Origin of the sequence: Paenibacillus sp. FSL H7-0714 (assembly GCF_038003765.1) — a bacterium.
Taxonomy (GTDB): Bacteria; Bacillota; Bacilli; order Paenibacillales; family Paenibacillaceae; genus Paenibacillus_AQ.
Window position 1 is genome coordinate 1,654,046 of the sequence record NZ_JBBOPT010000001.1, and the last position, 24,480, is coordinate 1,678,525.

The 24,480-nt window shown below is 45.6% G+C and carries 20 protein-coding genes and 1 pseudogene; 10 read left to right on the forward strand and 11 right to left on the reverse strand.

All coding sequences use genetic code 11. The features are described 5' to 3' along the window. Positions 1-4: 4 nt before the first annotated feature. Complete coding sequence (locus NST34_RS07325) at positions 5-952, reverse strand: iron-hydroxamate ABC transporter substrate-binding protein (protein ID WP_042185910.1); 948 nt, start codon at positions 950-952, stop codon at positions 5-7. A 175-nt stretch (positions 953-1,127) separates the two neighbouring features. Further along, a complete protein-coding gene (locus NST34_RS07330) occupies positions 1,128-2,780 on the reverse strand; it encodes a helix-turn-helix domain-containing protein (protein WP_341127479.1) in 1,653 nt (550 codons plus the stop codon). 228 nt (positions 2,781-3,008) lie between these two features. On the opposite strand from NST34_RS07330, the gene NST34_RS07335 reads away from it, so the two are divergent. Continuing rightward, a complete protein-coding gene (locus NST34_RS07335) occupies positions 3,009-3,842 on the forward strand; it encodes a metallophosphoesterase family protein (RefSeq protein WP_341127480.1) in 834 nt (277 codons plus the stop codon). Between the two features lie 189 nt (positions 3,843-4,031). Then, positions 4,032-5,192 (forward strand): serine hydrolase domain-containing protein, encoded by a 1,161-nt coding sequence (locus NST34_RS07340; RefSeq protein ID WP_076298164.1) that lies wholly within the window; start codon positions 4,032-4,034, stop codon positions 5,190-5,192. Positions 5,193-5,227: 35 nt separating this feature from the next. Here NST34_RS07340 and NST34_RS07345 read toward each other — a convergent pair whose 3' ends face one another. Further along, on the reverse strand, positions 5,228-6,505 hold the full coding sequence (locus tag NST34_RS07345; protein WP_341127481.1) for an AraC family transcriptional regulator: 1,278 nt from the start codon (positions 6,503-6,505) through the stop codon (positions 5,228-5,230). A 111-nt stretch (positions 6,506-6,616) separates the two neighbouring features. On the opposite strand from NST34_RS07345, the gene NST34_RS07350 reads away from it, so the two are divergent. Continuing rightward, a complete protein-coding gene (locus NST34_RS07350; protein ID WP_341127482.1) occupies positions 6,617-8,881 on the forward strand; it encodes a beta-glucosidase family protein in 2,265 nt (754 codons plus the stop codon). A gap of 181 nt (positions 8,882-9,062) precedes the next feature. On the opposite strand, the pseudogene NST34_RS07355 reads toward NST34_RS07350, so the two are convergent. Both NST34_RS07355 and NST34_RS07360 read right to left on the reverse strand, forming a co-directional pair. Continuing rightward, a pseudogene (locus NST34_RS07355) lies at positions 9,063-10,270 on the reverse strand (MFS transporter). 118 nt (positions 10,271-10,388) lie between these two features. Next, entirely contained in the window at positions 10,389-11,567 is a 1,179-nt protein-coding gene (locus tag NST34_RS07360; protein ID WP_076284336.1) for a serine hydrolase domain-containing protein, read from the reverse strand. Positions 11,568-11,736: 169 nt separating this feature from the next. On the opposite strand from NST34_RS07360, the gene NST34_RS07365 reads away from it, so the two are divergent. Further along, complete coding sequence (locus NST34_RS07365; RefSeq protein WP_341127483.1) at positions 11,737-12,195, forward strand: Lrp/AsnC family transcriptional regulator; 459 nt, start codon at positions 11,737-11,739, stop codon at positions 12,193-12,195. Positions 12,196-12,353: 158 nt separating this feature from the next. Here NST34_RS07365 and NST34_RS07370 read toward each other — a convergent pair whose 3' ends face one another. The 6 genes from NST34_RS07370 to NST34_RS07395 form a co-directional block, all read right to left on the reverse strand. After that, positions 12,354-13,280: a sensor histidine kinase gene (locus tag NST34_RS07370; RefSeq protein WP_256721625.1), complete on the reverse strand. Its 927-nt coding sequence runs from the start codon at positions 13,278-13,280 to the stop codon at positions 12,354-12,356. Between the two features lie 20 nt (positions 13,281-13,300). Next, positions 13,301-14,062 (reverse strand): ABC transporter permease, encoded by a 762-nt coding sequence (locus tag NST34_RS07375; RefSeq protein ID WP_341127484.1) that lies wholly within the window; start codon positions 14,060-14,062, stop codon positions 13,301-13,303. Further along, positions 14,055-14,978 carry an ABC transporter ATP-binding protein gene (locus NST34_RS07380; RefSeq protein WP_076284333.1) on the reverse strand — a complete coding sequence of 308 codons (924 nt, stop codon included), beginning with the start codon at positions 14,976-14,978 and terminating at the stop codon, positions 14,055-14,057. The genes NST34_RS07375 and NST34_RS07380 overlap by 8 nt, the downstream gene beginning before the upstream one ends. Before the next feature lie 82 nt (positions 14,979-15,060). Next, positions 15,061-15,753 (reverse strand): response regulator transcription factor, encoded by a 693-nt coding sequence (locus tag NST34_RS07385; RefSeq protein WP_076284332.1) that lies wholly within the window; start codon positions 15,751-15,753, stop codon positions 15,061-15,063. Between the two features lie 209 nt (positions 15,754-15,962). Next, on the reverse strand, positions 15,963-18,533 hold the full coding sequence (locus NST34_RS07390; RefSeq protein WP_341127485.1) for an FAD-dependent oxidoreductase: 2,571 nt from the start codon (positions 18,531-18,533) through the stop codon (positions 15,963-15,965). Between the two features lie 6 nt (positions 18,534-18,539). Next, positions 18,540-18,824: an ArsR/SmtB family transcription factor gene (locus NST34_RS07395; RefSeq protein WP_042185935.1), complete on the reverse strand. Its 285-nt coding sequence runs from the start codon at positions 18,822-18,824 to the stop codon at positions 18,540-18,542. A 101-nt stretch (positions 18,825-18,925) separates the two neighbouring features. On the opposite strand from NST34_RS07395, the gene NST34_RS07400 reads away from it, so the two are divergent. From NST34_RS07400 to NST34_RS07425, 6 genes are all read left to right on the forward strand, one after another. Further along, on the forward strand, positions 18,926-19,246 hold the full coding sequence (locus NST34_RS07400; protein WP_341127486.1) for a rhodanese-like domain-containing protein: 321 nt from the start codon (positions 18,926-18,928) through the stop codon (positions 19,244-19,246). 4 nt (positions 19,247-19,250) lie between these two features. Beyond that, positions 19,251-19,670, forward strand: coding sequence for a rhodanese-like domain-containing protein (locus tag NST34_RS07405; RefSeq protein WP_076284329.1), 420 nt, complete (start codon positions 19,251-19,253; stop codon positions 19,668-19,670). Next, entirely contained in the window at positions 19,670-20,032 is a 363-nt protein-coding gene (locus NST34_RS07410) for a rhodanese-like domain-containing protein (protein ID WP_341127487.1), read from the forward strand. Before NST34_RS07405 ends, NST34_RS07410 begins: the two co-directional genes overlap by 1 nt. 261 nt (positions 20,033-20,293) lie before the next feature. Next, positions 20,294-20,971: a hypothetical protein gene (locus tag NST34_RS07415; RefSeq protein WP_341127488.1), complete on the forward strand. Its 678-nt coding sequence runs from the start codon at positions 20,294-20,296 to the stop codon at positions 20,969-20,971. Between the two features lie 96 nt (positions 20,972-21,067). Next, a complete protein-coding gene (locus NST34_RS07420; protein WP_341127489.1) occupies positions 21,068-21,493 on the forward strand; it encodes a hypothetical protein in 426 nt (141 codons plus the stop codon). Between the two features lie 152 nt (positions 21,494-21,645). Next, complete coding sequence (locus NST34_RS07425) at positions 21,646-24,477, forward strand: glycoside hydrolase family 3 C-terminal domain-containing protein (RefSeq protein WP_445667686.1); 2,832 nt, start codon at positions 21,646-21,648, stop codon at positions 24,475-24,477. Positions 24,478-24,480 lie beyond the last annotated feature (3 nt).

Genomic DNA, 24,480 nt, shown 5'->3' on the forward strand with positions numbered 1-24,480 from the left:
ATCTTTATTTTCCAAGAAATTGTTGTTCAAAGAATTCCAACTGGTACTCAAGGCTAAGCGGATCGTTAAAATAGAATGCTTTTGCATCAGCCTCGAAAACACGATTGTTTTTGACGGCAGGGATGCTCTTGTAGATTTCTGTATTCTGGAAGGAATTATCTTCATCCGCATTTTTACTGAAAATAACGTAATCGCCCAGATAATCCTTCAGCACTTCTGTCGAGACAGCAAAGAATCCATCCGTTTTGGTGCTTTCTTTTACTGTTTCTGGCATGCCAAGCTTGAAGTCCCCATAGAGGAGTTCAGTTCCGCGGCCAAAGTTATACCCGTATACATACAATTGCTTATTAAAGGTCTCAATAACAGAGACAGTTGCATTATCACCGATCTTCGCTCTGATTTCTTCACCCGCTTTTTTGGTGCGGGCACTAAAATCATCGACCCAAGCTTGAGCTTCTTTTTCTTTGTTCACCAATTTGCCGACTTCCAGCTGTTGGGTTAAGTAATCCACTTTATTATAAGTATAAGTAACGGTTGGTGCGATTTGCTTGAATTTATCGATATTTTTAATATCGGAGAGCCCAATGATCAGATCCGGCTGCAGTTCAATGATTTTCTCCAGACTTTCATCGCTAACCGCTTCTACGTCTTTTAGTTGCTCTTCAAAGCGTGGGTTAGTTTTGGACATTTCATCTACGCCCACAACAGGTACACCCAGTGCCATGACATTACCTGTTAAAAAACGGGTGAGTACAACAACACGCTGAGGATGTGTTGGAACCTCAACAGGTCCATCTTCGGATTGATAAGTAAAAGTCGCACTTTCTGACTCCGCAGCAGGAGTAGAAGATGGGCTGTTTGTAGGACTAGCATCATTCTTCGCCTGATTTCCCCCACAAGCACTAAGTGCAATCCCCATAATAAGTACAAACGGAATAAATATCTTTCTCATTAAATAATTCTCCCCTTTTTTGTATGACAGTGTTACTTTGAACAATTCAAACAGTGTAAATCAATCTTCAGCCTATGCCTTAGAGTGATTATGAGAATCATTCGCATTTGTAATCATTATAGGGATCACTTATGTGCCTAACCATGCCTTTTTGTTGGAAAAAGGACTTGGACTATTATTTGCCTCCGAATAAAGCTACCGCTCGTCCTAGTTGTAAGCGAATCGAAGCCGGGTTATAAGGCACCCAATCATCCAGATCAAGAATATGGACTTTCTTCTGCTGCACTGCGGGAAGCTGGCTCCAATAAGGGGATTGAAAGATCGCTTCAGTATGCGCAGTAGAGCCTTTGGCATCGGGAAATACAATGACTAAAATTCGGTCTCCTGCATAATCTGCAAGATCTGAAACCCCGATCGAAATCGAATGGAACTGATCTCCCAATCTTTTTATCTCGTTGTCAATCAAGGTCGGTGCTCTAAGTCCAAGGGATTGGTACATCACATAACCTACATTCCTTGCTCCGTAAACGAGTAGCTCCTCAGGCTTGATTACCAGAATGGTGATGATATCGTTAGCTACTGTGCTGTGCTGTACTATTTCTCGGGCTTCTAGCTCTTCTTGTTCAAAATCCTTCAGCCACTGCTCCGCCCGTTCACTCCGCTGAATGGCTCGGCCGATTAGGCGTAGCTGATCTTTCCAGCCGATTTCGTTCCAAGAGATCTCCATAATAGGTGCTACAGCTCGCAGCTGCCCGGACTTCAATCCGTATTCCTCCAGATGTTCTTTGGCCGCAATAATCAGTTCAACGTTGGCATCAAGTAATAGCGATCTGATCTGTTCAGCCGAGCTGTTTGTATTGATAAACTTCATCGACTGCGGTGGCTCCTGATCCGAAAGATTCAAATATTCACTGCTTTCAGAGATGGTAACCGCAGGTTCTAAGCCAAGTAACAGCAAATGGCTTGCATAAGGGGTAAGCATTACTGCAACTCGCTGGAAAGAGCTTCGGCTGTAACCAGACGGAGATGCGCCTGTCTGCAGCTTAAAACGACGACTGAGATAAAATTCATCCTTGTAGCCTACCTTTAGCGCAATTTCCCTAAGTGTGCCTGAACCGTTAAGCAAAAGCTCCTTGGCACTATGAACCCGTAGCCGCGACAGATATTCGCTCTGGCTGAAGCCTGTCACCTGCTTGAACAGCGTTGAATAATGCGAGCTGCTTACACCCGCGATGGCGGCTAAGTGCTCACGTGTTATTTTTTCGCTAAAGTGATTCTCCAGGTATGAAATGCTCCGTTCCATCGATGGTTGCTCGTTAACTGTATATCTGGCTTCCTGCTGTTCGAGCAATTGTAGAATAATCTGATGAAAGAGCATTTGATTCTGTACATGGCGTGTTTCTCGATCTGGCAGTCGGTGAAGATACAATTCCTTGACACTGGATACAATGGTAGGCTCATAAGGAAACAACAGTATATTTGAACTCGAAGCCATTTCGCTTTTCCGTATCATCGCACCGCCAGGTATAGCCTGAGTCTGCTCTTGAATCCAGATGGTGAGCTTATAGGCATGAAGAGGCTGCTGGAGATTTGTAATTAAAGAGGCATGAGTATTAGCGGGGAGAAGGATTACGCTTCCTTCCGTAAGCTCATAAGTCAGATTATTAACCTCAAGGCTCCCTTTACCAGCGGCAACGGCCAGTAATACGGTTAGATTCTCATGAATCTGAACTCTTGGTAGATTTGAGGTCCCATACATGGATTGAATGCTGCCAGCGCTATATAAAGGAAAATGAGATTCGGCCCATTCCGGGATAACGTTAATCAAAATAAGGCCTCCGTTACTTGAATATATTTTCAAACTATAATGCTATGGATCGAACTGTATTATTGACGTCTGCGGAACTAATTATAACACCTTCCCTTTTTAGATAAGCCTGTTAATTATTTGCCCTATATATTCTTTTTAAAAGATTCGTCTGTCCAAGAGAACGCATATTGGATCGAATATACATACTACCAGGTATTCTTTATCCATTATAAAGAGGTGATTAAGATGAAAAAGCAGATAGCCTCCACTAAGAAGCGAGAGCTTCTCTCCAGACCTAAGCCCAAACGAAATCTGAATCCTAAAGCAGCAGCTCAGACCATTAACTTCGCGGTTATTGGGGATAGTCATGTGGGATATGGGAATAGCTCTAGCATTTTTAGAAATCTTTTGCCTAAAGCAGTAAGCAGCGGGAATAAGAGATTTGTTATTTTTGGAGGAGATAACACGCAAGCGGGAGCGAATCATGGAAATAATGCAAATGCTTACTACAAGGACTTCAAGGATACAGTAACTAGCACGCTCGGAAGTATCCCCTATAAAGCATCGATAGGAAATTGGGAAGCAAGTACCCAGTCCTTATTCACGCAATATTTAGGTGCAGTAGAAGGGCAAATGAATTTCCCTGGGACACAGGGTAAGGTGAAGTACGTGTGGCTTAATTGTGCTCTGGGTCTGTTCACTCCGGGTAGTATAAATATATTGAAAAATTTAGATGATCAGCATTTTTATATTATTGATTTTCATTGGCCTTTAAAAGTGAGCGGGATCACGGTCGATCCTAGCCATGTATTAAGCGCGGCGGAGACTGCTAAGTTTTTTGCAGCTATTCCTACGAAAGTGAGAGATAAAGTGCTAGCTATTTTCACACATCATGGACATTTGTTTTATCGAAAGCTTACTAATATATATCCAGGTTATACAAATACAAAATTCTTTGTGTGCGGATGTTCGGGTGATTATAAATGTAAGCCGAGTGGTGATCGCGGTTATTACAACGCCACATTAACCATCAATGGGACGGCATTAAATGTCGATGCTTTTAAGGTAGCGGTCACTTAGTGAAGAAGTGGATGCGGTTAAAATAAAATGCTAATTTTCGGGAGATAACCGAGATTAGCGTTTTTCTTTTATTAAGAGTTGCCCATTAACCATGGAGTCACAGGTAAATAGTAAGTAAGCAGGATTATTTAACATATTTGTATAATAGTTTATATGTGTATTGAATAAATTTATTTAGGAGGGCTACCCATGAAAGAACTATTATTTCATTCTTTAGAACAGGCGGGTGTGTCGGCTTACGGTGTAGAGCGCATACGTATAGCAGCTGCACAAATGGTTGAAGACAACATCACACCGGCACAAGTTATTGTTGCTGCGAGAAAGGGGACGCTACTGGTCCATCAAGCGAACGGGAAATTCGGTCCGGAGCTAGGCGCAGCGGAATTAACTGTAGATGCTATTTATCCACTGTGTTCCATAACAAAACTGTTTACGGCAACCGCTATAATGATGTTAATGGAACAAGGGAAGATTGGTCTAAACAGACCTGTTTCCGATTACATCCCCGAATTTACAGGTGAAGGCAAAACTAAGGTATGCGTACATCACTTATTGACACATACCTCTGGCCTAGAAGGTGAGGTGATTTGGCAGAACGGACAGTTGAAAAAGGAACAAGGAGAGTACCCTCCACATGAACCTAATCAAGATCCAGATCAGCATAAGTACTTATATGGCGGTTATGATGCACCGCTTAGTAACGAACCTGGTACGGTCATGTCTTATTGCGGGTATGGCTATGAGCTGTTGGGTGAAATCATCCGGCGCGTTAGCGGACAAGCTTATGATGTATTCGTAAAGGAAACTATTTTTCAACCGCTTGGCATGGAAAATACATATTATCGTGTACCCATGGACGTGCGGGACAAAGTAGTAAGACGTGCACCAGAAGCAGCGTGCGCGGAATGGGTGGACAGCGAGTATAATTTGAATTCCGTATCTGCGGGGGGCGGCGCTTACTCCACGGCTATGGATTTGGCTGTCTTTGGCCAGATGTTTCTTAACGGCGGGATATATAACGGAGTACGATTCCTTAGTCCGGTAACCGTAAAAGAAATGACCCGCAATCAAATTCCAGGCGTATCCTCACAATATAGAGACGAGGTTTTTCCAGAAGCGTATTGGGGGTACGGATGGGCGATTAACGGTTCGAAGCGTGACGGTGGAGATTTGTTCTCGCCAGAAGCCTATTCACACTGGGGCGCGGCAGGTCCTTTCCTCTGCGTTGATCCGATTTATCAGACAGTTACGGTGCATTTATCCGTAGAGCTAGATCACCAGAAGCCATTTAAAAATATGTATGTGGATTACTTCAATAATACTGTTCTGGCAGCCATCACTGATCTTTAATCCTCTTTTTAGTTTTTTTGTCGTGTCATCTATACTTAAAGCGTGCTTTCCCAGTTTCTTCTAAATTGTTTAGGGGTGGTGCCAGTATATTTCTTAAACACTTTGGTAAAATAGCTCTGGTCATTGAAATGTAGCCTCGTAGCGATATCAGATAAGCTAATGCCCGGTAATTCAATTAATCGTTTGGCTTCTACAATCCGCTCGAATTGAATAAAATCACTGATGGTGAATCCTGTTTCCTTCTTAAATAATAGGGAGAGATAGCTTCTGTTCAATCCAGCGACTTCAGCCAGCTTATCTAAGGAGAGTTCCTCATATAAGTGATTAAAAATATAGTTCTGACAGAGGGCCACGGTGCGCGAAAGTTTCGCCATCCGGCTCTCTTTGACATGGTCGGCGAAATCGCAAAGCGCATTAAGAATAGCATGATCTACAGCCGGAACATCCTTTAGTTCTTCGATATGCTGGATATGAAAGTCGCTGAGGGTATAAGAAATCTCCCAATACAGTCCTCCATCTATAGCTGCACGAGTAGCGAGCGTAATACAGGAGATCGCCAGATTTTTTTTGTTGCGTAAATGGCTCTTCTTGGAGAGAACTCCATAATTGTCTTCAGAGAAGGTTGCTTGGACACGAAGTAGCTCTGCTTTATTTCCATTTTTGATATGGTGAAATAAGGATTTTTCCAGCATGGGTTCGTGGTGCAGCCATGTATTCTCACGTCGGTAGGAAACGTCCAAGTCTAAACTGCCTGCGGGAGGCTGTTTATGCTCAAGAGTTCGGGTGTCGAGTAGCAGTTCGCTAAGAGATAACGTCTTTCCGGTGACGAGCGAGTACATCAGCATAGCGGTATGGTAGAGTCTCATTTTATTTAGCACGGTCAAGCTGCGGTAGTATTTCATCCATTGCTCTTGAAGCTTTAATGGAACTTCATGGTCACGCATCAGACTTGTCATATTGTCCTCTGAATGGTGAGTATAAAGTGTAGGACCGATCACAATACTTCCCCCGTTACTGCTGCCTGAGGGCAGATGGAGAAGGATGTAATTCTCTAGGAAGTTAGTGGTGCGAATGATCGGTATAGAGGCATTTGAACTATCGTGGTTAGAGTTGTTCTCGCTTTTAGTAGAGTCTGCAATTTCTGAAAGGAGCTCATTGAGGTTATGAACCCACGGGGCGCTCTCTGAAGAGGAAGGCAGCGCTAGCTCGATTCTCCGATTGGCATCTAGCAGAAACACAGGAATTTGCAGCGATTCATACAACACTTTACAAATATATTGAGCTCCTTCATGACCGTCCAAATGATTCAACATTCTTTCAACCTCCTCGCCCAACCAGAATACCAAAAATACAATGATAATGCCATAAATCTAACATGAAGTAGATTAAAATGGGGATAGTATACATTCAGAGGAGGTATTTTTATGAAAACCAACATTCATGAACTCATATCACAAATGACCCTGGAGGAGAAAGCAGGACTCTGCTCAGGGCTTGATTTCTGGAATACAAAGGGCATTGAACGACTCGGAATCCCCTCTTTAATGGTAACGGACGGACCGCATGGTTTACGCAAGCAAAAAGAGAGCGCCGATCACCTCGGACTCCATAACAGTGTACCCGCGACTTGTTTTCCTTCGGCAGCAGGGATGGCCTCTTCCTGGGATCGGGAGTTAATCGGGCGTGTAGGTAAAGCACTCGGGAAAGAGTGTCAAGCAGAGAACGTTGCTGTTCTGCTCGGACCGGGAACAAATATTAAGCGCTCTCCACTGAACGGCCGTAACTTTGAGTATTTTTCGGAAGACCCTTATCTTTCCTCGGAGATGGGTGGGAATCATATTAAAGGTGTGCAAAGTGAAGGGGTAGGCACCTCGCTTAAGCATTTTGCCGCTAATAATCAGGAGCACCGGAGAATGTCTGTTGATGCTGTTATTGATGAGCGGACGCTGCGGGAGATTTATCTGGCTAGCTTTGAAGGCGCAGTTAAGCAGAGTCAGCCATGGAGCGTGATGTGCTCTTATAACCGGGTAAATGGTGAATATGCCTCTGAGAGTGAATTTCTCCTGACAAAGATTCTTAGAGAGGAATGGGGCTACGAGGGATTCGTCGTGTCCGACTGGGGAGCGGTTAATGAACGGGTGAAGGCTCTACAAGCAGGACTGGAGCTGGAAATGCCGTCAACCGGAGGCATTGGTGATGCCAAGATTGTCGCAGCAGTACAAAGTGGCGAGCTGTCTGAAGAAACGTTAGATCTTGCAGTGGAACGGTTACTTACCTTTGTTTTTAAGGCGGTGGAGAACCGTAAAGATAATGCTTCATTTAATGCTGATGAGCATCACCGTCTGGCTCGTGAAGTGGCGCGGGAGAGCATGGTTCTCCTTAGAAATGAGGAAGGCATTCTGCCGCTGTCAAAGCAAGGAACGATTGCGGTCATTGGCGAGTTTGCTAAAAATCCGCGTTATCAGGGCGGGGGCAGCTCACATGTGAATCCGACGAAATTGGACGATGCTTTTGAAGAGATGAAGGCCCTTGCAGGTTCTGCCGAACTGCTATATGCGCAAGGATATGAACTGAATCATGACGGGATTAATGAAGCTTTGTTACAAGAAGCACGGGATACAGCGGCAAAAGGGGATGTAGCCGTATTGTTCCTTGGACTTCCGGATAACTATGAATCAGAAGGTTATGATCGTAGTCATTTGTCGCTTCCAGAGAGCCATAAAGCGCTGATCGATGCAGTGTCTGAGGTGCAAAGCAATATCGTTGTTGTACTCAGCAATGGTTCACCCATAGAAATGCCTTGGATTCATAAAACGAAGGGTATTCTTGAAGGTTATCTAGGCGGTCAGGCTTTTGGCGGTGCAATGGCAGATTTACTGTTTGGAGAGGTTAGTCCAAGTGGTAAACTGGCAGAGACCTTCCCGATGAAGCTGAGCGATAATCCATCCTTTCTTAATTTCCCAGGTGAAGGGGATACGGTAGAGTACAAAGAAGGCTTGTTTGTAGGCTATCGTTATTATGATAAAAAAGAGCTTGAACCGCTGTTTCCTTTCGGCTTTGGACTAAGCTACACAGCGTTTCAATACAGCAATTTGAGAATCTCCAAGAGCAGCATAAAAGATACCGAGAACGTACAAGTTACGGCCACCGTCAAAAACACGGGTACTCGCGCAGGAAAAGAAATCGTTCAGCTCTATGTTAGCGATGTGAAGAGCAGCGTGATCCGTCCACTTAAGGAGCTTAAGGGCTTCCAGAAGCTAGCGCTGCAGCCTGGTGAAGAGCAAGAGGTTTCTTTTGAACTGGATAAACGCTCCTTTGCTTATTACAACGTTAACATTGGTGATTGGCATGTGGAAAGTGGAGTCTTTGAGATTGCTATCGGTTCATCTTCGCGGGATATTCGTCTGACTGCTTCTATTGAAGTGGAATCGACTGCTCCGCATGCATTAAGTTATCATCGCAACAGTACCGTTGGTGATTTGCTGGACAATCCACGCACGGCAGATAAAGTGAAGGAGTTCAGCAGTATTTTTGGCATGGAAGGTGCGATGGACGATAATCCAGAAATGTTCATGGCGATGATGAAATATATGCCGCTACGGGCGCTGGTTGGGTTCGGTCAAGGGAAATACACAGAAGAAGATTTAGCCAAGGATCTGCAAGAATTTAATGCTTTGGCTGTAGAGTAGGAGATCAGAAAAGGCCAAGTCTGGTCCGAGAACTATAATTTATGGGAATTTAATATAAGTAAGCTAGTGGTACATATTAGTCAAATATAATATGCACCACTGGCTTTTTTTGAAAAAATTTCTTGTTCGGCTACCGTGATTCGTAAACTTGATGATTGTCGCATGATTTCATAGGTGTGCCTCAACGCTTCCTTGAAGGAAATCCGTATTCTTTAGCGCGCCACGCTACTAGTAGCGCAAGAATCAATAGAATAAACAGTACCCACGGGAAGGAGCGGACACCAACTGTTTCAATAAGAATCCCACCCATCACGCCGCCACCGCCGATAGCTAGGTTCCATGCCGTCACTAACATCGACTGGGCCACATCTGCACTTTCGCCAGCTGCTTCAGCAACTGCTGTTTGTAGCAAAGTAGCCGCTCCTCCGAACGTCAACCCCCACACAGCAACCACTAGATAGATCACTACGGGTTGGCTGCTACTAATGCCTAGTGCAATGGATGACAAGGCGAAAGCAGCGAGGCTGATTAGAAGCAATGGACGTAGTTTACGGTCGATCAAAATACCGATGAACCAGATGCCAATAAGCGCAGTAATGCCGAAAATAAGCAGTACCAAGTCAACGCGCTGGGTAAGCCCAGCCTGAGTAAGATAGGGTGCAATGTAGGTATACAGGATGTTATGTGCTAGCACCCATGCCAGAACGACAAACAGTATCGGCCGTACCCCCGGAATAACAAAAACCTTGTAGAGAGGGAGCTGCTTATCAGGAGCCTCCCCTGGATAGTCCGGTAGCTTCCAAAGTACCCAGCCGACTAGCATCAGAGCCAGCAGCGACATGATCCCGAAGATGGAGCGCCAGCCCACAAGAGTGCCAAGCAGTGTTCCAGCAGGGACTCCGAGTGCCAGAGCTAGAGGCGTGCCAACCATCGCTACCGCCATTGCTCGTCCCTTGAGTGACCCGGCACCATGCGCCGGGCATAACCTGCTATCATGCCCCATAAGACTCCAGCGGATACGCCTGCGAAGAACCGAGCTACCAGCGTAAGTATATAATTGGAAGAAAAAGTGGTGACGGTGTTGAATACGAGAAAACCAAGGATGCACATTAGTAGCAGTGGTCGCCGCCGCCATCCACGCGTCATGGTGGTTAAGGGAATCGCGGCCAACAGTGAACCAAGGGCGTACAAAGTGACAAGTTGACCCGCAAGGGCCTCGGAGACACCAAGCCCATCACCTATTTGGAGCAACAAGCCGGCCGGAATCGTTTCGGTAAGAATACAGATAAACCCCGTCATAGCAAGGGCGAGTAATCCTGCCCATGGTAAATGTTCAGAAGAGGGAGTACTGGAGGCACTTTGTGTGGCAGAAGTTGTGTTTTGGGTCATTGGAGAAGCACCTCTCTTTTAAATTGTAAAAAACTCAATGATACACACTCGAATAGGGTTTACTAGACAGAGAGCCTAGACCGGTTCATTCCGGACCAAGGCTCTTTGTGTTCGTTCTTTATTTATTACGTCTATCATAAATGGCATCACAAAGGTCAACAGTAAACTGACCCGACATGCCTTCTAGTGCAGTATTAGTAAATGCCACGACACTGAGCCGTTGCTCGGGGTCGACGAACCACGAATGACCATAGGTGCCACCCATACGCCATGTACCCGGGGATTCCGAAGTGTCTGCGGCGACAGGATCCTTCAGTACCGTAATGCCTAGGCCAAAGCCTCGTCCTGGCCAAAAGGCCATTGGCAGATCACCGATCTGATTGGTCGTCATATCGTGAACCAGAGACTCCGGTACCAGTGGTGCTCCACCCTTGCGTAATGTTTCTAGCAGTTGCAAAAAATCACCGGCGCTGCCGACCATGCCAGCTCCTCCAGAATGATAGGCAGCATCGTCAAGTGCTCGACCAGGGGCAAGCAGGAATCCAGCCGTTCCCTCCACAAAGGCAATACTGTCGGGATCAAGTAAAGGTCGTGGCTCTGGAGTATCATTGGCATAGGAAGTGGCCAGTCGTTCTCGATCGACTGCAATAAAACCCGTGTCGCTCATGCCAAGCGGCTTTGTCACGAGTGAATGTACGGCCTCACTGAGCGGTGTTTCTGTGACCTTTGCAATTACTGCTCCTAGCACGTCTGTCGCGATGGAGTATTTCCACTCGGTACCTGGCGTATAGAGGAGGGGTACAGAGGCAAGACGACGCAAGTTCTCTTCCAATGTGATGCCGGACTGATCCATACCATCTGATACCCCTGCTGACTGATAGGAACCATTCTCTTCTTGAAAAAATCGGTAAGACAGGCCTGCGGTGTGCGTCATCAAATGACGAATCGTCAATGTCGCGAACTCGCCATTTTGCAAACGTGGCCGAAACTCTGGAAGCCAACGATCAACGCGGTCGTCGAGCTGTAGGCGACCTTGCGCAACTAATACTAGGGCTGCCGTTGAAACGATAGGTTTGCTAACCGAGGCGAGCCTGAATAAGGCGTCTTCCCGCATAAGTCGGTTCATCTCGCGGTCGGCAAGACCGGCAGCGCGGCTATAAACCAGTTCCCCATCTATCGCCACTTTAATGACAGCACCGACCAGGCGCTTGTCAGCAAGGGTTCGATCAATTACTTCATCGATGCGACCTGATAACCATTCTGTATTTATTTTGTTTGAATCCAATATACTCAACATTCTTCATCCCTTCGGAATAGTTAAAGCCAGGAACACTTTACTATTGTAGGGTTATTATATATAACAAGTTATCTTGATTACATAAGGCAACTAAGTTAAATTAGCCTTATAACGGTTAATTACAAGCTAGTTTATAGGGGGAACCTTAAATTTAAAGGATGTGATTTTGATGGACCATATTGATAAGCAAATTCTTTTTCATCTTCAAAATCAAGCGAGAATTTCTATGACAGAGCTGGGAAAATGTGTCGGTTTATCGCAACCTGCAGTTACGGAAAGAGTTAGGCGTATGGAGGAGAAAGGCATCATCAACGAGTATCGCACCATCATTTCCCCTGAAAAGATTGGAAAACATGCTGCTGCCTACATGTTATTTCATTCTAGGGATTGTAACGCATTTCTTGATTTCTGCCGCTCCAGTCCTGATGTCGTCGAATGTTACCGTATAAGTGGGGAACACAACTACTTATTGAAAATAGTAACCGACTCTACACGAGCCCTCGAGGAGTTCGGTAATCAATGTGACAAATACGGTACCTATACGATTCTAATCGTGATGTCATCGCCAATCGATCATAAATTTCTTATACCATCGCTTGAAGAAGCAAGCATCAACTTGCTGAGTTAGATTTGAACATTACTCTGCTAGCTCTTAACGACCAAAAAGACTCTTCTATATGAATAGAAGAGTCTTTTTGGAACCTGCAGGCCATTGAATATCGAGGATGGGCTACATTCCATAAACGGGTTAGAACAATGGTTAGTCTAGTCCAAATATAAAGTGAATTAAGTAGCCAAGTTAATGCCAGCATCGCCTAGTTTCCAACGGCAAGTCATTATCAGCTTCTCACCCTCCAGTTCGGCTGTTAGCGTGCCACCCATTTTATTCATCAGACTTTTGGCGATGGAGAGACCCAGCCCGGAGGCTTGAGAAGATCGGGTACGGTCTGCGGTATAGAATCGGTCGAATAAGAGGTTAACATCGCTTCCGTCTAGTTCCTTCGCATCGTTTACTATCGTTAAATCAGCTGTTTCCTGCTGTCGTTCGAAACGGATTTCCACATACCCGGTCGCATGTTTGACCGTATTGACAAGTAAATTCTCGACAACTCTCCGCACAGCGGATTCATCGGCGTATAGGGATACATTTTCCTCAGGTAGCCGTATATCCGGTGTAATATTGCGATCGTTGAAGGAATCGTAAAATCCGACCAGAATTTCCGAGAGTAGGGCCGTCATCCCAAGCTTTTCTGTATGTAGAGGATAATCTAGCGATTCGATCAAGGAAAGCTCAAAAAAATCATTCAGCAGTGCCTGCAGCCGTTTCGTCCGATTTTTAACGATGGCAACATATTCAAGTTTTTCATCAGGGGTAATTGACTCATCCTCCAACAGTTGAATATAACCGAAGATGGAGGTGAGGGGTGTACGGATATCATGTGAAATATTCGCTACAGCCTGACGGAATTCTTGTTCGACACGTATTCGCTGGGCTTCCGCTTCGACGATTAAATCAGATTGACGATTGATTTGTCCCGCAAGCGCCTCAAGCTTCTGGTCGAATAGAGCCACATCAATTTTTTTGCCGGTTGCTCGCTCGTTGTAGGTATGCAATTGCTCTGTTATCCGCCCTAGCTCTCGCCTTAACATCAACAAACGGAAAAGCAGGAGAGCTCCTGCCGCAAACAATATGATTGTCAGAATAAGCAACACTCTCCTGCACCTCCTATTTGTTATTTAATTTCTTTTCTGTGGAATACGAGAATACCGAGTACCCCGGAAACGGCTATTGTCAACAACGGTACAAGTAAAAGCGCTGGCCAATCTCCACTGTCGATACTGGGCTTACCGATATCGCTCACCCGTTTGAAGATGGAATAATCGTACAAACTACTAAAGAAAGAGATCTTCGAACCTATACTAGCCAAAACCGTATCGATCATAAGGAAGAAAATCATTGAGAAGCCGATAGTTTTGCCGCTGTCGGTTAGGATTACGGTGAACAGCGCCCCGATGGCTGCGTAACCAGCTGTGTACAACAACATTAGCCCGAGGGCTCGCGGTATAAAAAGTGTAGTGCTTCCTTCCGGCAGATGACCGAAGCCCGAAAGCAGCGTGACTTCGACTGTGCTGACAATAGGAAAGACGAGCGAAATCGCCATGGCCCCAACTGCGAATACGATTAGTTTTGCTGCGAACAGCCGGCCTCTGGTGTTGCCTGAAGATGCGATCGTCTTCATGACCCCTGTGGAATATTCGTTAGAGATAAAGAATCCAGCCAGAATGGCTACGCCGAATTTAATAATGTAGGCATTGCTTGAAATAAAGGTAGTCAGAAATTCAGCGCCGGTGATCTGAGGTTCCCCATTGGACTGATGATCAAAATAATATAGCAATGGGTAAGCAAGCGAGAGTACGGAAAGTGCCAATAGAAAAGTCCAAAATGATCTATTCTTACGGAGCTTGAAAAACTCCACTCTGATCAGATTATACATTTGGATTCCCCCCAATTCGCTTCGTAAAATAACTTTCCAAGTCTTCACCCATAGGCATAAACTTCTCGATCTCGAGGCCGGCAGAGAATAACGCTGTTGATACTTTGCCTGGCTGCTCAATACGGCTATACAACTTGATGGTTCCATCCTGCATCACTTCAAAATCGGCCGTACCCAGCTCATTCTGAATGACGGCTGTTGCCTTGCCCGGATCATCCACTTTGATAAACAAATACTGCTGACATTTCTCGTTTAATTCCTCCGCAGTGAGTTGTTCAAGCAACTGACCGCGATGAATAATGCCAAAATGACTTGCCATTAAATGCAGCTCACTTAGAATATGACTTGAGATCATTATCGTAATGCCAAGCTCACGGTTTAGTCGCTTGAGCAGTTCGCGCATTTCGACGACACCCATCGGATCTAACCCATTGGTCGGCTCGTCCAGAATCAGAAATTCTGGATCTCCCAGCAAGGCGATGGCAAGACCTAACCGCTGCTTCATTCCAAGTGAGAAATTTTTGGCTTTCTTCTTGCCGGCGCCCTGCAGTCCAACTTGCTCTAGCATTCTAGGAACGCAATCTTTCCCGGGAATACCACGTAGAATCCGGTTTGCTTCTAAATTTTCGCTCGCAGTCATATGGGGGAACAAAGCGGGACTCTCGATAATCGAGCCGATTCGCTTACGAGCCTGGATCAAGGCCTGCTCTTCACTGGCTCCGAACAGCTCGATCGTCCCCTGAGTCGGAAAAGCAAGTCCGGTCACAATCCGGATTAATGTTGATTTTCCAGCTCCGTTTTGCCCAATAAAACCATAAATAGAGCCTTTACGGATTGACAAATTGACTTTGTCCAGCGCTGTATGGCCCTTGAACTTTTTGGATAGTTGATTTGTTTTTAATACATACTCGTACATCTCGTCTTGGCCTCCTTTTCGTGATAGACCAAGTATAGAATTGAAAACATAAGAAGAGCTAAAGCCAAATCTTAAGAATGTCTTAAGGCTTGAGCCGATAACCTATGCCCCATACTGTCTCGATAAATTCGCTTCCTGGTGCGGCCTTGGTTAGCTTGCTGCGCAAATTGCTCATATGGACATTGACCGTATTGTCATCCCCGTAATATGGCTCGTGCCAGACCCTTTCGTACAAATTCGCTTTCGTGAACACCTTCTTAGGGGCCGACAAAAGCAACGAGAGAATCTCAAACTCTAGAGCTGTGAGCGTCAGTTCCGCTCCATTTGCCGTAACCGACATCGCATCTCGATGAAGTACAAGGCCCTGATGCTGGAGCACGTTAGGCAAAGCCGATTGCGCAATCCGCGAATACAAACGTAGATGAGAATCGATCCGTGCAGAGACTTCCTCAACGTCGAAAGGCTTCGTAATGAAATCATCCGCCCCCGCCCGCAGGGCAGATACCTTGGTCTGGGGCTCACCCTTGGCTGAAATGATAATTACCGACATATCGTCCCGCCCGGCAATCTTCTCAAGTAGTTCCTCTCCCGACATGCCAGGCAGCATCAGATCCAGTAGCAGCATGCTCCATTGACGTTGCTCCAGATAGAGAAGTGCCTCCGTTCCCGAGTAAGCAGGTTGGGGGATGTAGCCGCTTTTCTTAATAATGTTGCACAGCAATCGGTTGATGTCGCTGTCGTCCTCAGCAACGAGAATATGTATCGGGTTATTCATTTAATCTCCTTATTCCACCTAAAATAGGTCATTATTCGGATGAATGCCTATTAAATAGGATAGCAGGTTTTAGATTCTGTATCCAGATTCAGCCAATTTCTGCATTTTGGTTATTCAAATCTATATCACCGATTCTGGTGAGTTCATTTTTATATAACAAAGAGACTCTTCTATATAAATAGAGGAGTCTCTTTGCGGTGTTAAGGTATTTAGATAAATAGATTATGACTAGATTGATCGGCTTGACCGAGGTAATAACCTACGCCGCCGATCCCCACGCCGTCGATCAGTTCTTCACGGGTGATGCCCATAAGATCCATGGACATTTGGCAGGCAACGATCTCGACGCCTTGGTCGACAGCCATTTGAATCAATTCTTCCAAAGAAGAGACATTATTGTTCTTCATTACAGAGCGGATCATTTTGGAGCCCATGCCCATCATGTTCATATTCGAAAGCGTTAGCTTCCGACTGCCGCGGGGCATCATCGCTCCGAACATTTTACCGATAATATTCTTGTTCACAGGCACTTTCTCATCCTTGCGGATAATATTGAGACCCCAGAAGGTAAAGAACATCGTCACTTTTTTGCCGCTGGAGGCTGCTCCGTTGGCAATGATGAAGGAAGCGATCGCTTTATCCAGATCACCGCTGAATACCACCATCGTACTTGCATTACTAGTTTGGACGGGCTGTGCTCCTGCAGGTACGGAATCCGCGGTAATGCCTTTGCGCAGATAAGCTTCAATCATGCCAGTAGGCAGCTTCGTTAATTGCAAAAGCGTATGCTTCGACATGCGAGCCCATGCCTTAATATCTTCATAGAATCCCGGATCGGAAGCCGTTACCTTTAAGACTTGCCCGTCCAAGAGCGGGTCCATGCTCATCTTGACTTGGATCAGCGGCCCAGGGCAGCATAGTCCGCAAGCATCAAGCACGGAATCAGGTGTTAGATCGGATTCTTGTTTGGCAGGGGTGGATACAGATGTGCTGGAGTTGGCTGCGAAAGCTGTAGCGTTGGTATTGCCTGCAGCTGAAGCAGTGTGAGTTCCCGCCGGTGCTCCCGTTGCTGCGATTTCTTTACGGGCTGCTGTTGAAATACCTGCGTTTGGCGTCAGACTATCTTTTTTTTTAGGTGAATATTTACTCAGTTGATATGTCTTATAGCCTCCGGTCAGATTCTTCACACGGAAACCTTTTTGCTGCAAAATCCGGGAAGCTGTGTAGCCTCTAAGTCCAACTTGGCAATACACCCAAATTTCTTTACTAGGGTCAAGCTCACTTAGACGACCACGCAAATCATCCACAGGGATGTTAATGGAGCCTTCAATATGACCGTTGGCATGCTCGATTTCCGAACGTACGTCAACTAAAATGGTATTGTTGTTGTCACGACCTTCTAAATCCTTAGGAACGAATACTGTAGTCATGCCTTTCAAAATATTTTCAGCAGCAAAGCCAGCCATATTCACTGGATCTTTAGCAGAAGAGTAAGGAGGGGCATAAGTAAGCTCCAATTCCGTTAAATCAGTGACCGAACCTCTAAAACGAATCACTGTAGCGATATCGTCGATACGTTTATCTACTCCACTGTAACCCACAGCTTGTGCGCCGAGTACTGTACCTTTTGGATCAAAAATCAGCTTCATAGATATTGGAGTTGCCCCCGGATAATAAGTTGCATGAGAGCTTGGATGTACGTAAATCACGTGATATGGTAAGCCCAAACGTTGTAATGTTTTTTCGTTATTGCCGGTAGAAGCACCCGTGACTCCAAAAACCTTAATAATAGAAGTCCCTTGTGATCCTTTGTAAGTAGTGCCTAGACCGCTGACGTTGTCCGCAGCAATCCGTCCTTGCTTATTGGCAGGACCAGCTAGTGGAATAGCAGTTTTAGTTCCGTTCACGAAATCAACCACCTCGACCGCGTCACCTACTGCATAGACCTGATCCAAATTTGTTTCCATGCGCTCGTTGACCAAGATATGGCCGCGTGGACCGAACTCTAAACCACTATCCTTCAGGAAAGAGGTATCCGGCGAAACGCCGATGGCCAACAGAACCATATCACTTTGAAGCACAGTGCCACTTGCCAACTGAACCTCTATTTGTTCACCCACTTCTGCAAACCCCTGGACCATATCGGAAAAAATAAGATTAACGCCATGCTCGTCGAGCTCTTTTGCCAAAATAGAAGACATTTCAGTATCGAACGGAGCTAAGATTTGTGGACCCGCCTCGATCAAGCTTACTTCCAGACCTGCTTCTCTGAGGTTCTCCGCCATCTCAACACCGATAAACCCACCACCGATCACAACGGCGGAACGAGTGCCTTCGGCTGCGACTTTGGTTTTGATTTTGTCGGTGTCGGGAATGTTGCGCAGCATGTGAATTTTGGAACTCTCGATACCAGGTAGATTCGGACGAATCGGTTTAGCGCCGGGTGATAAAATAAGCGCATCATAGCTCTCTTCATAGGAGCCTTTTTCTATACTTTCTACTCTTACTTTCTTGTTCACAGGGTCGATAGACACCACTTCACTTTGAATCCGAACATCGATGTTAAAACGTTTATGCATCGCCTCTGGTGTCTGAACCAGCAGCTTGGAGCGATCCTGAATGGAACCTCCGATATAATAAGGCAGTCCGCAATTGGCAAAAGAAATGTACGGATCACGTTCAAACATGATGATATGAGCCTCTTCATCTAATCTCCGAAGCCTGGCGGCCGCTGATGCGCCTCCTGCAACTCCTCCGACAATCAGTACTTTTTTACTCATAATGTTTTATTCCTCCCCTAAAAATAGCTGAATTAGATGTTTGATTTTCTCGTCTTTAACAGAATAGTTAATTTCCAGCCCATTACGTTCGGTTTCGACAATGCCTAGAGCTCTAAGCTTCTGCAAATGCTGGGATACCGTAGATTGTGGAAGGTCGAGACAGTCCTGCATGAAGCTAACGTTGCAGCTGCCTTTTTCAAGCAGACCTTTAATGATGCACAAGCGAACGGGATGAGCGATAGCCTTTAAGGTCTCGGCGGTTTGGTTATAGGCTTTGAAATTTTTGTCCATGGTTATGAACTCCTCGCTTTATAATATCCTTATATCGTAATATTATGATATAGTGATATTAAAATCAAGTTATTTTTAAAAAAGAGAAGGAGAGATGCTCGATGTCTTTTAAAATTTCAAAGGAAATTACCCCTCAGCAAGTGGTGGAACGTCTGAAGAATGGAGAGGCTCCTACGCTGCTAGATGTACGCGAACCCGCCGAATGGGTGGAGGGACATGTGATCGGTGCGAAGCATATTCCGCTCGGGCAGCTGTTAATGCGTATAGATGAACTAGATCCTAATGGAGAGACGATTGTGATGTGCCTAAGTGGTGGTCGTAGTGGACTGGCGTGTGAGCTGCTGAGCGAAAAAGGATATAACGTTGTGAATATGATGGGCGGATTAAGCGCTTGGACGGATGATTTTTTGGTACGGGGGTAATAGCATGAACATGATGTTTAGGATGCTACTGAGTATAGTAATTGCCTTTAGTATTGTAAGGTTCTTACGTTCCGCTTGGCCAGTCCGTTCACTCTCATATGTGGAAGCCCGCGACGTTCGCGAATTAGCAGATCAAACACTGGACATGAAAATGCTCGATGTTAGAGATGCCGTAGATTATGAGAAGGATAGTATCCGTGGCTCGATAAATATATCGATCGGGCGGTTAGCCTATGTCTGGCAACATTGTCTATCTACTGACGATTCGGTTCTAATTCTTGCTGATAGTTACTATAAAAGAAACAAAGCTGCGAGAATTCTTTATAAGCAGGGCTTTCGAAAGTTATATGCGGTAAATGGTGATTTGTTAGGGAATAAAAGAACGCTCTCCGACATTTCGGTGAAAGGTTGTTGTGAAGGATAATGGATTTAAGCTCATGGATGTCCCGTCTTGGATTTGGGAAAAGCGCAAGTGTAAGTGTAAGAACATTGAAGGTGGCAGAGTTTCGGAGCGAAATGGAGCAATCCAAAAATAGGCTGCTGATCGATTTCCGCGAACCGGATGAATACAAGAGTGGATTTATTCCGGGGGCGAAAAACATCCCGCTGTCTCAGTTGGAAAAGCGGCTCGGTGAAATCCCTAAGGATCGGGATGTGTTGCTCTACTGCCGCAGCGGTATGCGAAGCAAAAGTGCAGCGCGGATTCTGAGTAAGCAGGGGTATGCTCGGCTTGCACATTTGCAGGGCGGGGTAAGTAGCTGGAATGGGAAGTTGAGTCGACGGTAACTGAACTAATTCCTCTGAACAAACTCTATTAGAGCTAACTCCAAATGAGCTTACTTAAGCTGGCCTTGCTTTAACGCAACGTACTTAAACCAACTAGCTTTTTTGATGGATTAGTTAAATTTTGCTGGATCTAGCATTGAATGTAGAGTGTTTATTGACAGCATCAGAAAGCGAACACTATACTTTTGAGTAATAGGACGAAGCACGTCCCGTACCCATATTGGGTGCGGGATTTTTTTATGCCAAGAAGGAGGGTGACGTATGGGATTTACGGAGGAGCATCGTAAGTGGGTAGAGGATCATATTAGTAGAAGAACGGGAGAACGGCGGGGGAGATTGGAGCGTGGACATGGCCATGGTGAGCGGATGTTTTTGGAGAAGGTATGGTGGCCTATGATGGGGCATTTCAATGACCTTCATCCTGAATATGAAGTATTGGATTGGCGTAGCAAGCCCTACTTTGTTGATTTTGTGTGGAAGCCTGGCCAGGTTAAGTTTGCGTTTGAAGTTAAAGGCTACGGTCCACATGTGCAAAATACAGACCGAACACGCTACAGGCAGGAGCTGAATCGAGAGACCTATCTGCAAATCGCGGGTTATCGGGTCGTGGCGATTCCTTATGATGATCTGGATGCGAGTCCTGAACTTACGATTACTTTGTTAAGACCATTGCTGATGCCGTACCTCGCTGTGAAGATGGAGGAGCAGGAGGAGTTTAGCCGACTGGAGCGTGATATTTTGCGGATTGCGGTTCGCACGAATGAGTGCATTCGACCGGTTGATTTGGTGAGGGAGCTTGGGATTGATCTTAGGACGGCTAGAAAGTATATGAAGTCTCTCTCTGAAAAAGGAAGGTTCAATCCGGTAGTTTCCCAGGCAAGCGGTAGAGTTTGTCGTTATGAATATGTTCATTCTTTTAGTGATTTTCATATGTGGTGAATGAACGGTATAAATCCCTTAGAATGGTGTCGTGAGACGGAAAATGGGCAAAAGAACGGTATAAATCCCGTAGAATGGGGTTGTGGGGAGGAAAACGTGCAAAAGAACGGTATAAATCCCTTAGAATGGTGTCGTGAGACGGAAAATGGGCAAAAGAACGGTATAAGTCCCGTAGAATGGGGTTGGGGGGAGGAAAACGTGCAAAAGAACGGTATAAATCCCGTAGAATGGTGTCGTGAGACGGAAAATGGGCAAAAGAACGGTATAAGTCCCTTAGAATGGTGTCGTGAGACGGAAAATGGGCAAAAGAACGGTATAAATCCCGTAGAATGGTGTCGTGAGACGGAAAATGGGCAAAAGAACGGTATAAATCCCTTAGAATGGTGTCGTGGGGCGGGAATTGAGCAAAAGAGGGGTAAAAATACCCCAGATCAGCCCTCTCCAATCCACCTCGTCCCGTTATCATCCGCATCTCACTTCACCAAGGGAGACGTACGAGCGAAACACCCGATAAATCTCTAATTTTGACCTGATTTTCACTTAGATTGTTAAGGTGTTACTTATCAAGCTAATCTTCTATGATTAAGTTGATAGACCAGATTTGTGTTAGACACAGACAACTACCTCGAGAACATATGAAACCGCTATCAACTTGAATCGAAGGAGCGATTATGATGGAAACAGTGACATCTAAATATCCATTTCAACAGATTGATTTACCCTTAAATGACCGAGTGCAGGATATGATCTCCAGATTAACGCTTGATGAAAAAGTAAGTCTGATCCCTCAGTATCAAGCGGCCATAGAGCGTTTGGGTGTTGGAGCCTATAAGCATGGTACAGAAGCGGCGCACGGAATTTCCTGGCTTGGAAAAGCGACCTCTTTTCCTCAGCCAAGCGGACTGGCTTGTACTTGGAACCCAGAGCTAATGAAGGAAATCGGCTCGGCCATTGGAGATGAAGCAAGAGCATTTTACAAAAAGAATCCAACGGTGAATGGCCTGACGTTATGGGCACCAACGGTGGATATGGAGCGTGACCCACGTTGGGGTAGAACGGAAGAAGCCTACGGTGAAGATCCAGAGTTAACTGGACAACTCAGCACATCACTTGTGCAAGGAATCCAAGGCGATCACCCGGTCTATTTGAAAGCGGTCGCAACGCTTAAACACTTCCTAGGGAACAACAACGAGATCGAACGCGGAAACTGTTCCGCCAGCATCGATCCGAGAAATATGCGTGAGTATTATCTGGAAGCATTCAAGCCTGCTTTTCAAGAAGGTGGCGCGCAGTCTATGATGACAGCCTATAACTCGGTGAATGGCGTGCCTGTTATTCTTCATCCGGCAGTAATGGATGTTGTCAAAGGCGAATGGGACATGGACGGTTTTATCGTCAGTGATGCTGGTGATTTATTCGGGATTGTGAAGGATCATAAGTATTATGAATCTTTTGCACAGTCGATGGCGGAATCTATCAAAAACGGAATTGACAGCGTAACAGAAGAAACTGAAGAGACGATCAAGGTTCTTCATGAAGCACTAGACCAAGGCCTGCTGGCAGAGGAAGATCTGGATCGTGCACTAACTAACACATTTAGAGTTCGTTTCCGTCTGGGAGAGTTTGACCCCGCTGAAGGTAATCCATACACAGCAATCGACGATTCCGTAATTCTTAGTAAAAAACATGCCGCACTTTCCTTGGAAGCTGCCAAACAATCCATTGTGCTGCTGAAGAATGATCAGGCAACATTGCCACTGAGCAAGACTGAATTAAACAAAATGGCGATTATTGGTCCACTTGGCGATGAAGCTTTCAGAGACTGGTATTCCGGCACATTACCTTATGGAGTGACCCCGCTGCAGGGTGTTAGTAAGAAACTGCCTGGTAAACAAGTTACTTTTGAGAGCGGCGCAGATCAAATCATTCTTACCTCAGCTGCAAACGGCCAAGCCATCGGAATCACGGGTGAGGACGGAAGGCTGGCTGTACAACATGACATAGCAGAGCACGGAGAATTGTTCCAACATACCGCTTGGGGCTGGACTAGCAATACTCTGAAGGCGACAAGTCGTGGACAGTATGTAACTTTAAGCGAAGCGGAGACACTTACAGCATCTGCTGATGAAATCTACGGGTGGTTTGTAAAAGAATCCTTGAACATCGTCCCGGAAGCTGAGGGTAAAGTCTCTTTGCGGACTTGGAATGACAAATTGATCTCTGTGAATGCTGAGGATGGCACGCTGCAGGTTGCTGATCAGGCCGCAAGTGCGGACGCTCGTCTTTTCAAAAAGAACATCGTTACAAACGGACTGGACGCTGCGGTAGAAGCTGCCAAAGCAGCTGAAGTAGCAGTGGTTTTTGTCGGTAATCATCCACTCCTTAACGGAAAAGAAGAAATCGACAGACCTGATATTGTACTTCCGGAGGAGCAGGAGCGCCTGGTCAAAGCAGTCTATGGAGCGAATCCGAATACAGTGGTAGTTATTGTCGGCAGTTATCCGATTTCTTCCACTTGGATTGACGAGAATATCCCGGCAATATTGTATACATCCCACAGTGGACAAGAGCTTGGCAATGCGGTTGCAGAAGTGTTGTTCGGAGATTACAGTCCTTCTGGCAAGCTGAATATGACTTGGTTCCGTTCTGTGGAGCAGCTGCCTGAGCTGATGGATTATGATATTATCAAAGGTAAAAGAACCTATATGTACTTTGACGGTAAGCCATTGTATCCTTTTGGTCACGGCCTAAGTTATGCTGAAGTGAATTACAAGAATCTAAATTTGAGCACAAAGGAACTGCAGCAAGACGATACGCTTAACATTTCCGTTCAAGTGGATAATACTGGAGCAGTCGATGGGGACGAGGTTGTTCAGTTATATGTGCAAGCTTTGAATTCCCGGGTCAAACGTCCGATTAAGCAGCTGAAGGGTTTTGAAAAAGTGAGCACCGCCGCAGGTCAATCGAATACTATAGAGTTTGCATTACCAGTTACAGAGTTAGCATTCTGGGATGTTACACGCGAACAATATTGCGTCGAAAATGGAGAATACGCAATTCTGATCGGCCGTTCTTCTGCTGATATTAAATTATCTTCAGTAGTAACGGTGAAAGGGGACATCATTCCTTCCCGTAATTTATATAACAACACCAAAGCAGAGAACTATGATGACTACGAAGGCGTATATCTGGACGAATGCAAAGCAGGCGGGGCTTCGGTACATCCGGTAAAAGAGGGCGCCTGGATCGCTTTTAATGACGTATTGTTCGATCATGGAGCAGTAGCATTTGAAGCTTTGGTATCCTCTGCAAAAGGTGGCAGCATCGAGATCAGAACCGGAAGCGCAGCTGGGAAACTGGTTGGAACCGTGACCGTCCCTTCTGGTGGAGTTCTGCAACAGTGGAGCACATTGAAAGGCGAAGTATCCGTGGAGACGGGTACTAGCGTTGTTTATGTAGTTTTTAACGGTGAGGTGCTTATCAGCCGGTTTCAATTTAATCAATAATAG

Excerpts from the sequence above, each read along its gene's own strand:
- NST34_RS07415 (WP_341127488.1), top strand. The coding sequence starts at position 20,294 with ATGGGATTTACGGAGGAGCATCGTAAGTGGGTAGAGGATCATATTAGT.
- NST34_RS07395 (WP_042185935.1), bottom strand. The coding sequence starts at position 18,824 with ATGGACAAAAATTTCAAAGCCTATAACCAAACCGCCGAGACCTTAAAG.
- NST34_RS07350 (WP_341127482.1), top strand. The coding sequence starts at position 6,617 with ATGAAAACCAACATTCATGAACTCATATCACAAATGACCCTGGAGGAG.
- NST34_RS07325 (WP_042185910.1), bottom strand. The coding sequence starts at position 952 with ATGAGAAAGATATTTATTCCGTTTGTACTTATTATGGGGATTGCACTT.
- NST34_RS07385 (WP_076284332.1), bottom strand. The coding sequence starts at position 15,753 with ATGAATAACCCGATACATATTCTCGTTGCTGAGGACGACAGCGACATC.
- NST34_RS07380 (WP_076284333.1), bottom strand. The coding sequence starts at position 14,978 with ATGTACGAGTATGTATTAAAAACAAATCAACTATCCAAAAAGTTCAAG.
- NST34_RS07390 (WP_341127485.1), bottom strand. The coding sequence starts at position 18,533 with ATGAGTAAAAAAGTACTGATTGTCGGAGGAGTTGCAGGAGGCGCATCA.
- NST34_RS07335 (WP_341127480.1), top strand. The coding sequence starts at position 3,009 with ATGAAAAAGCAGATAGCCTCCACTAAGAAGCGAGAGCTTCTCTCCAGA.
- NST34_RS07360 (WP_076284336.1), bottom strand. The coding sequence starts at position 11,567 with ATGTTGAGTATATTGGATTCAAACAAAATAAATACAGAATGGTTATCA.
- NST34_RS07340 (WP_076298164.1), top strand. The coding sequence starts at position 4,032 with ATGAAAGAACTATTATTTCATTCTTTAGAACAGGCGGGTGTGTCGGCT.
- NST34_RS07345 (WP_341127481.1), bottom strand. The coding sequence starts at position 6,505 with ATGTTGAATCATTTGGACGGTCATGAAGGAGCTCAATATATTTGTAAA.
- NST34_RS07425 (WP_445667686.1), top strand. The coding sequence starts at position 21,646 with ATGGAAACAGTGACATCTAAATATCCATTTCAACAGATTGATTTACCC.
- NST34_RS07410 (WP_341127487.1), top strand. The coding sequence starts at position 19,670 with ATGGATTTAAGCTCATGGATGTCCCGTCTTGGATTTGGGAAAAGCGCA.
- NST34_RS07405 (WP_076284329.1), top strand. The coding sequence starts at position 19,251 with ATGAACATGATGTTTAGGATGCTACTGAGTATAGTAATTGCCTTTAGT.
- NST34_RS07365 (WP_341127483.1), top strand. The coding sequence starts at position 11,737 with ATGGACCATATTGATAAGCAAATTCTTTTTCATCTTCAAAATCAAGCG.
- NST34_RS07375 (WP_341127484.1), bottom strand. The coding sequence starts at position 14,062 with ATGTATAATCTGATCAGAGTGGAGTTTTTCAAGCTCCGTAAGAATAGA.
- NST34_RS07400 (WP_341127486.1), top strand. The coding sequence starts at position 18,926 with ATGTCTTTTAAAATTTCAAAGGAAATTACCCCTCAGCAAGTGGTGGAA.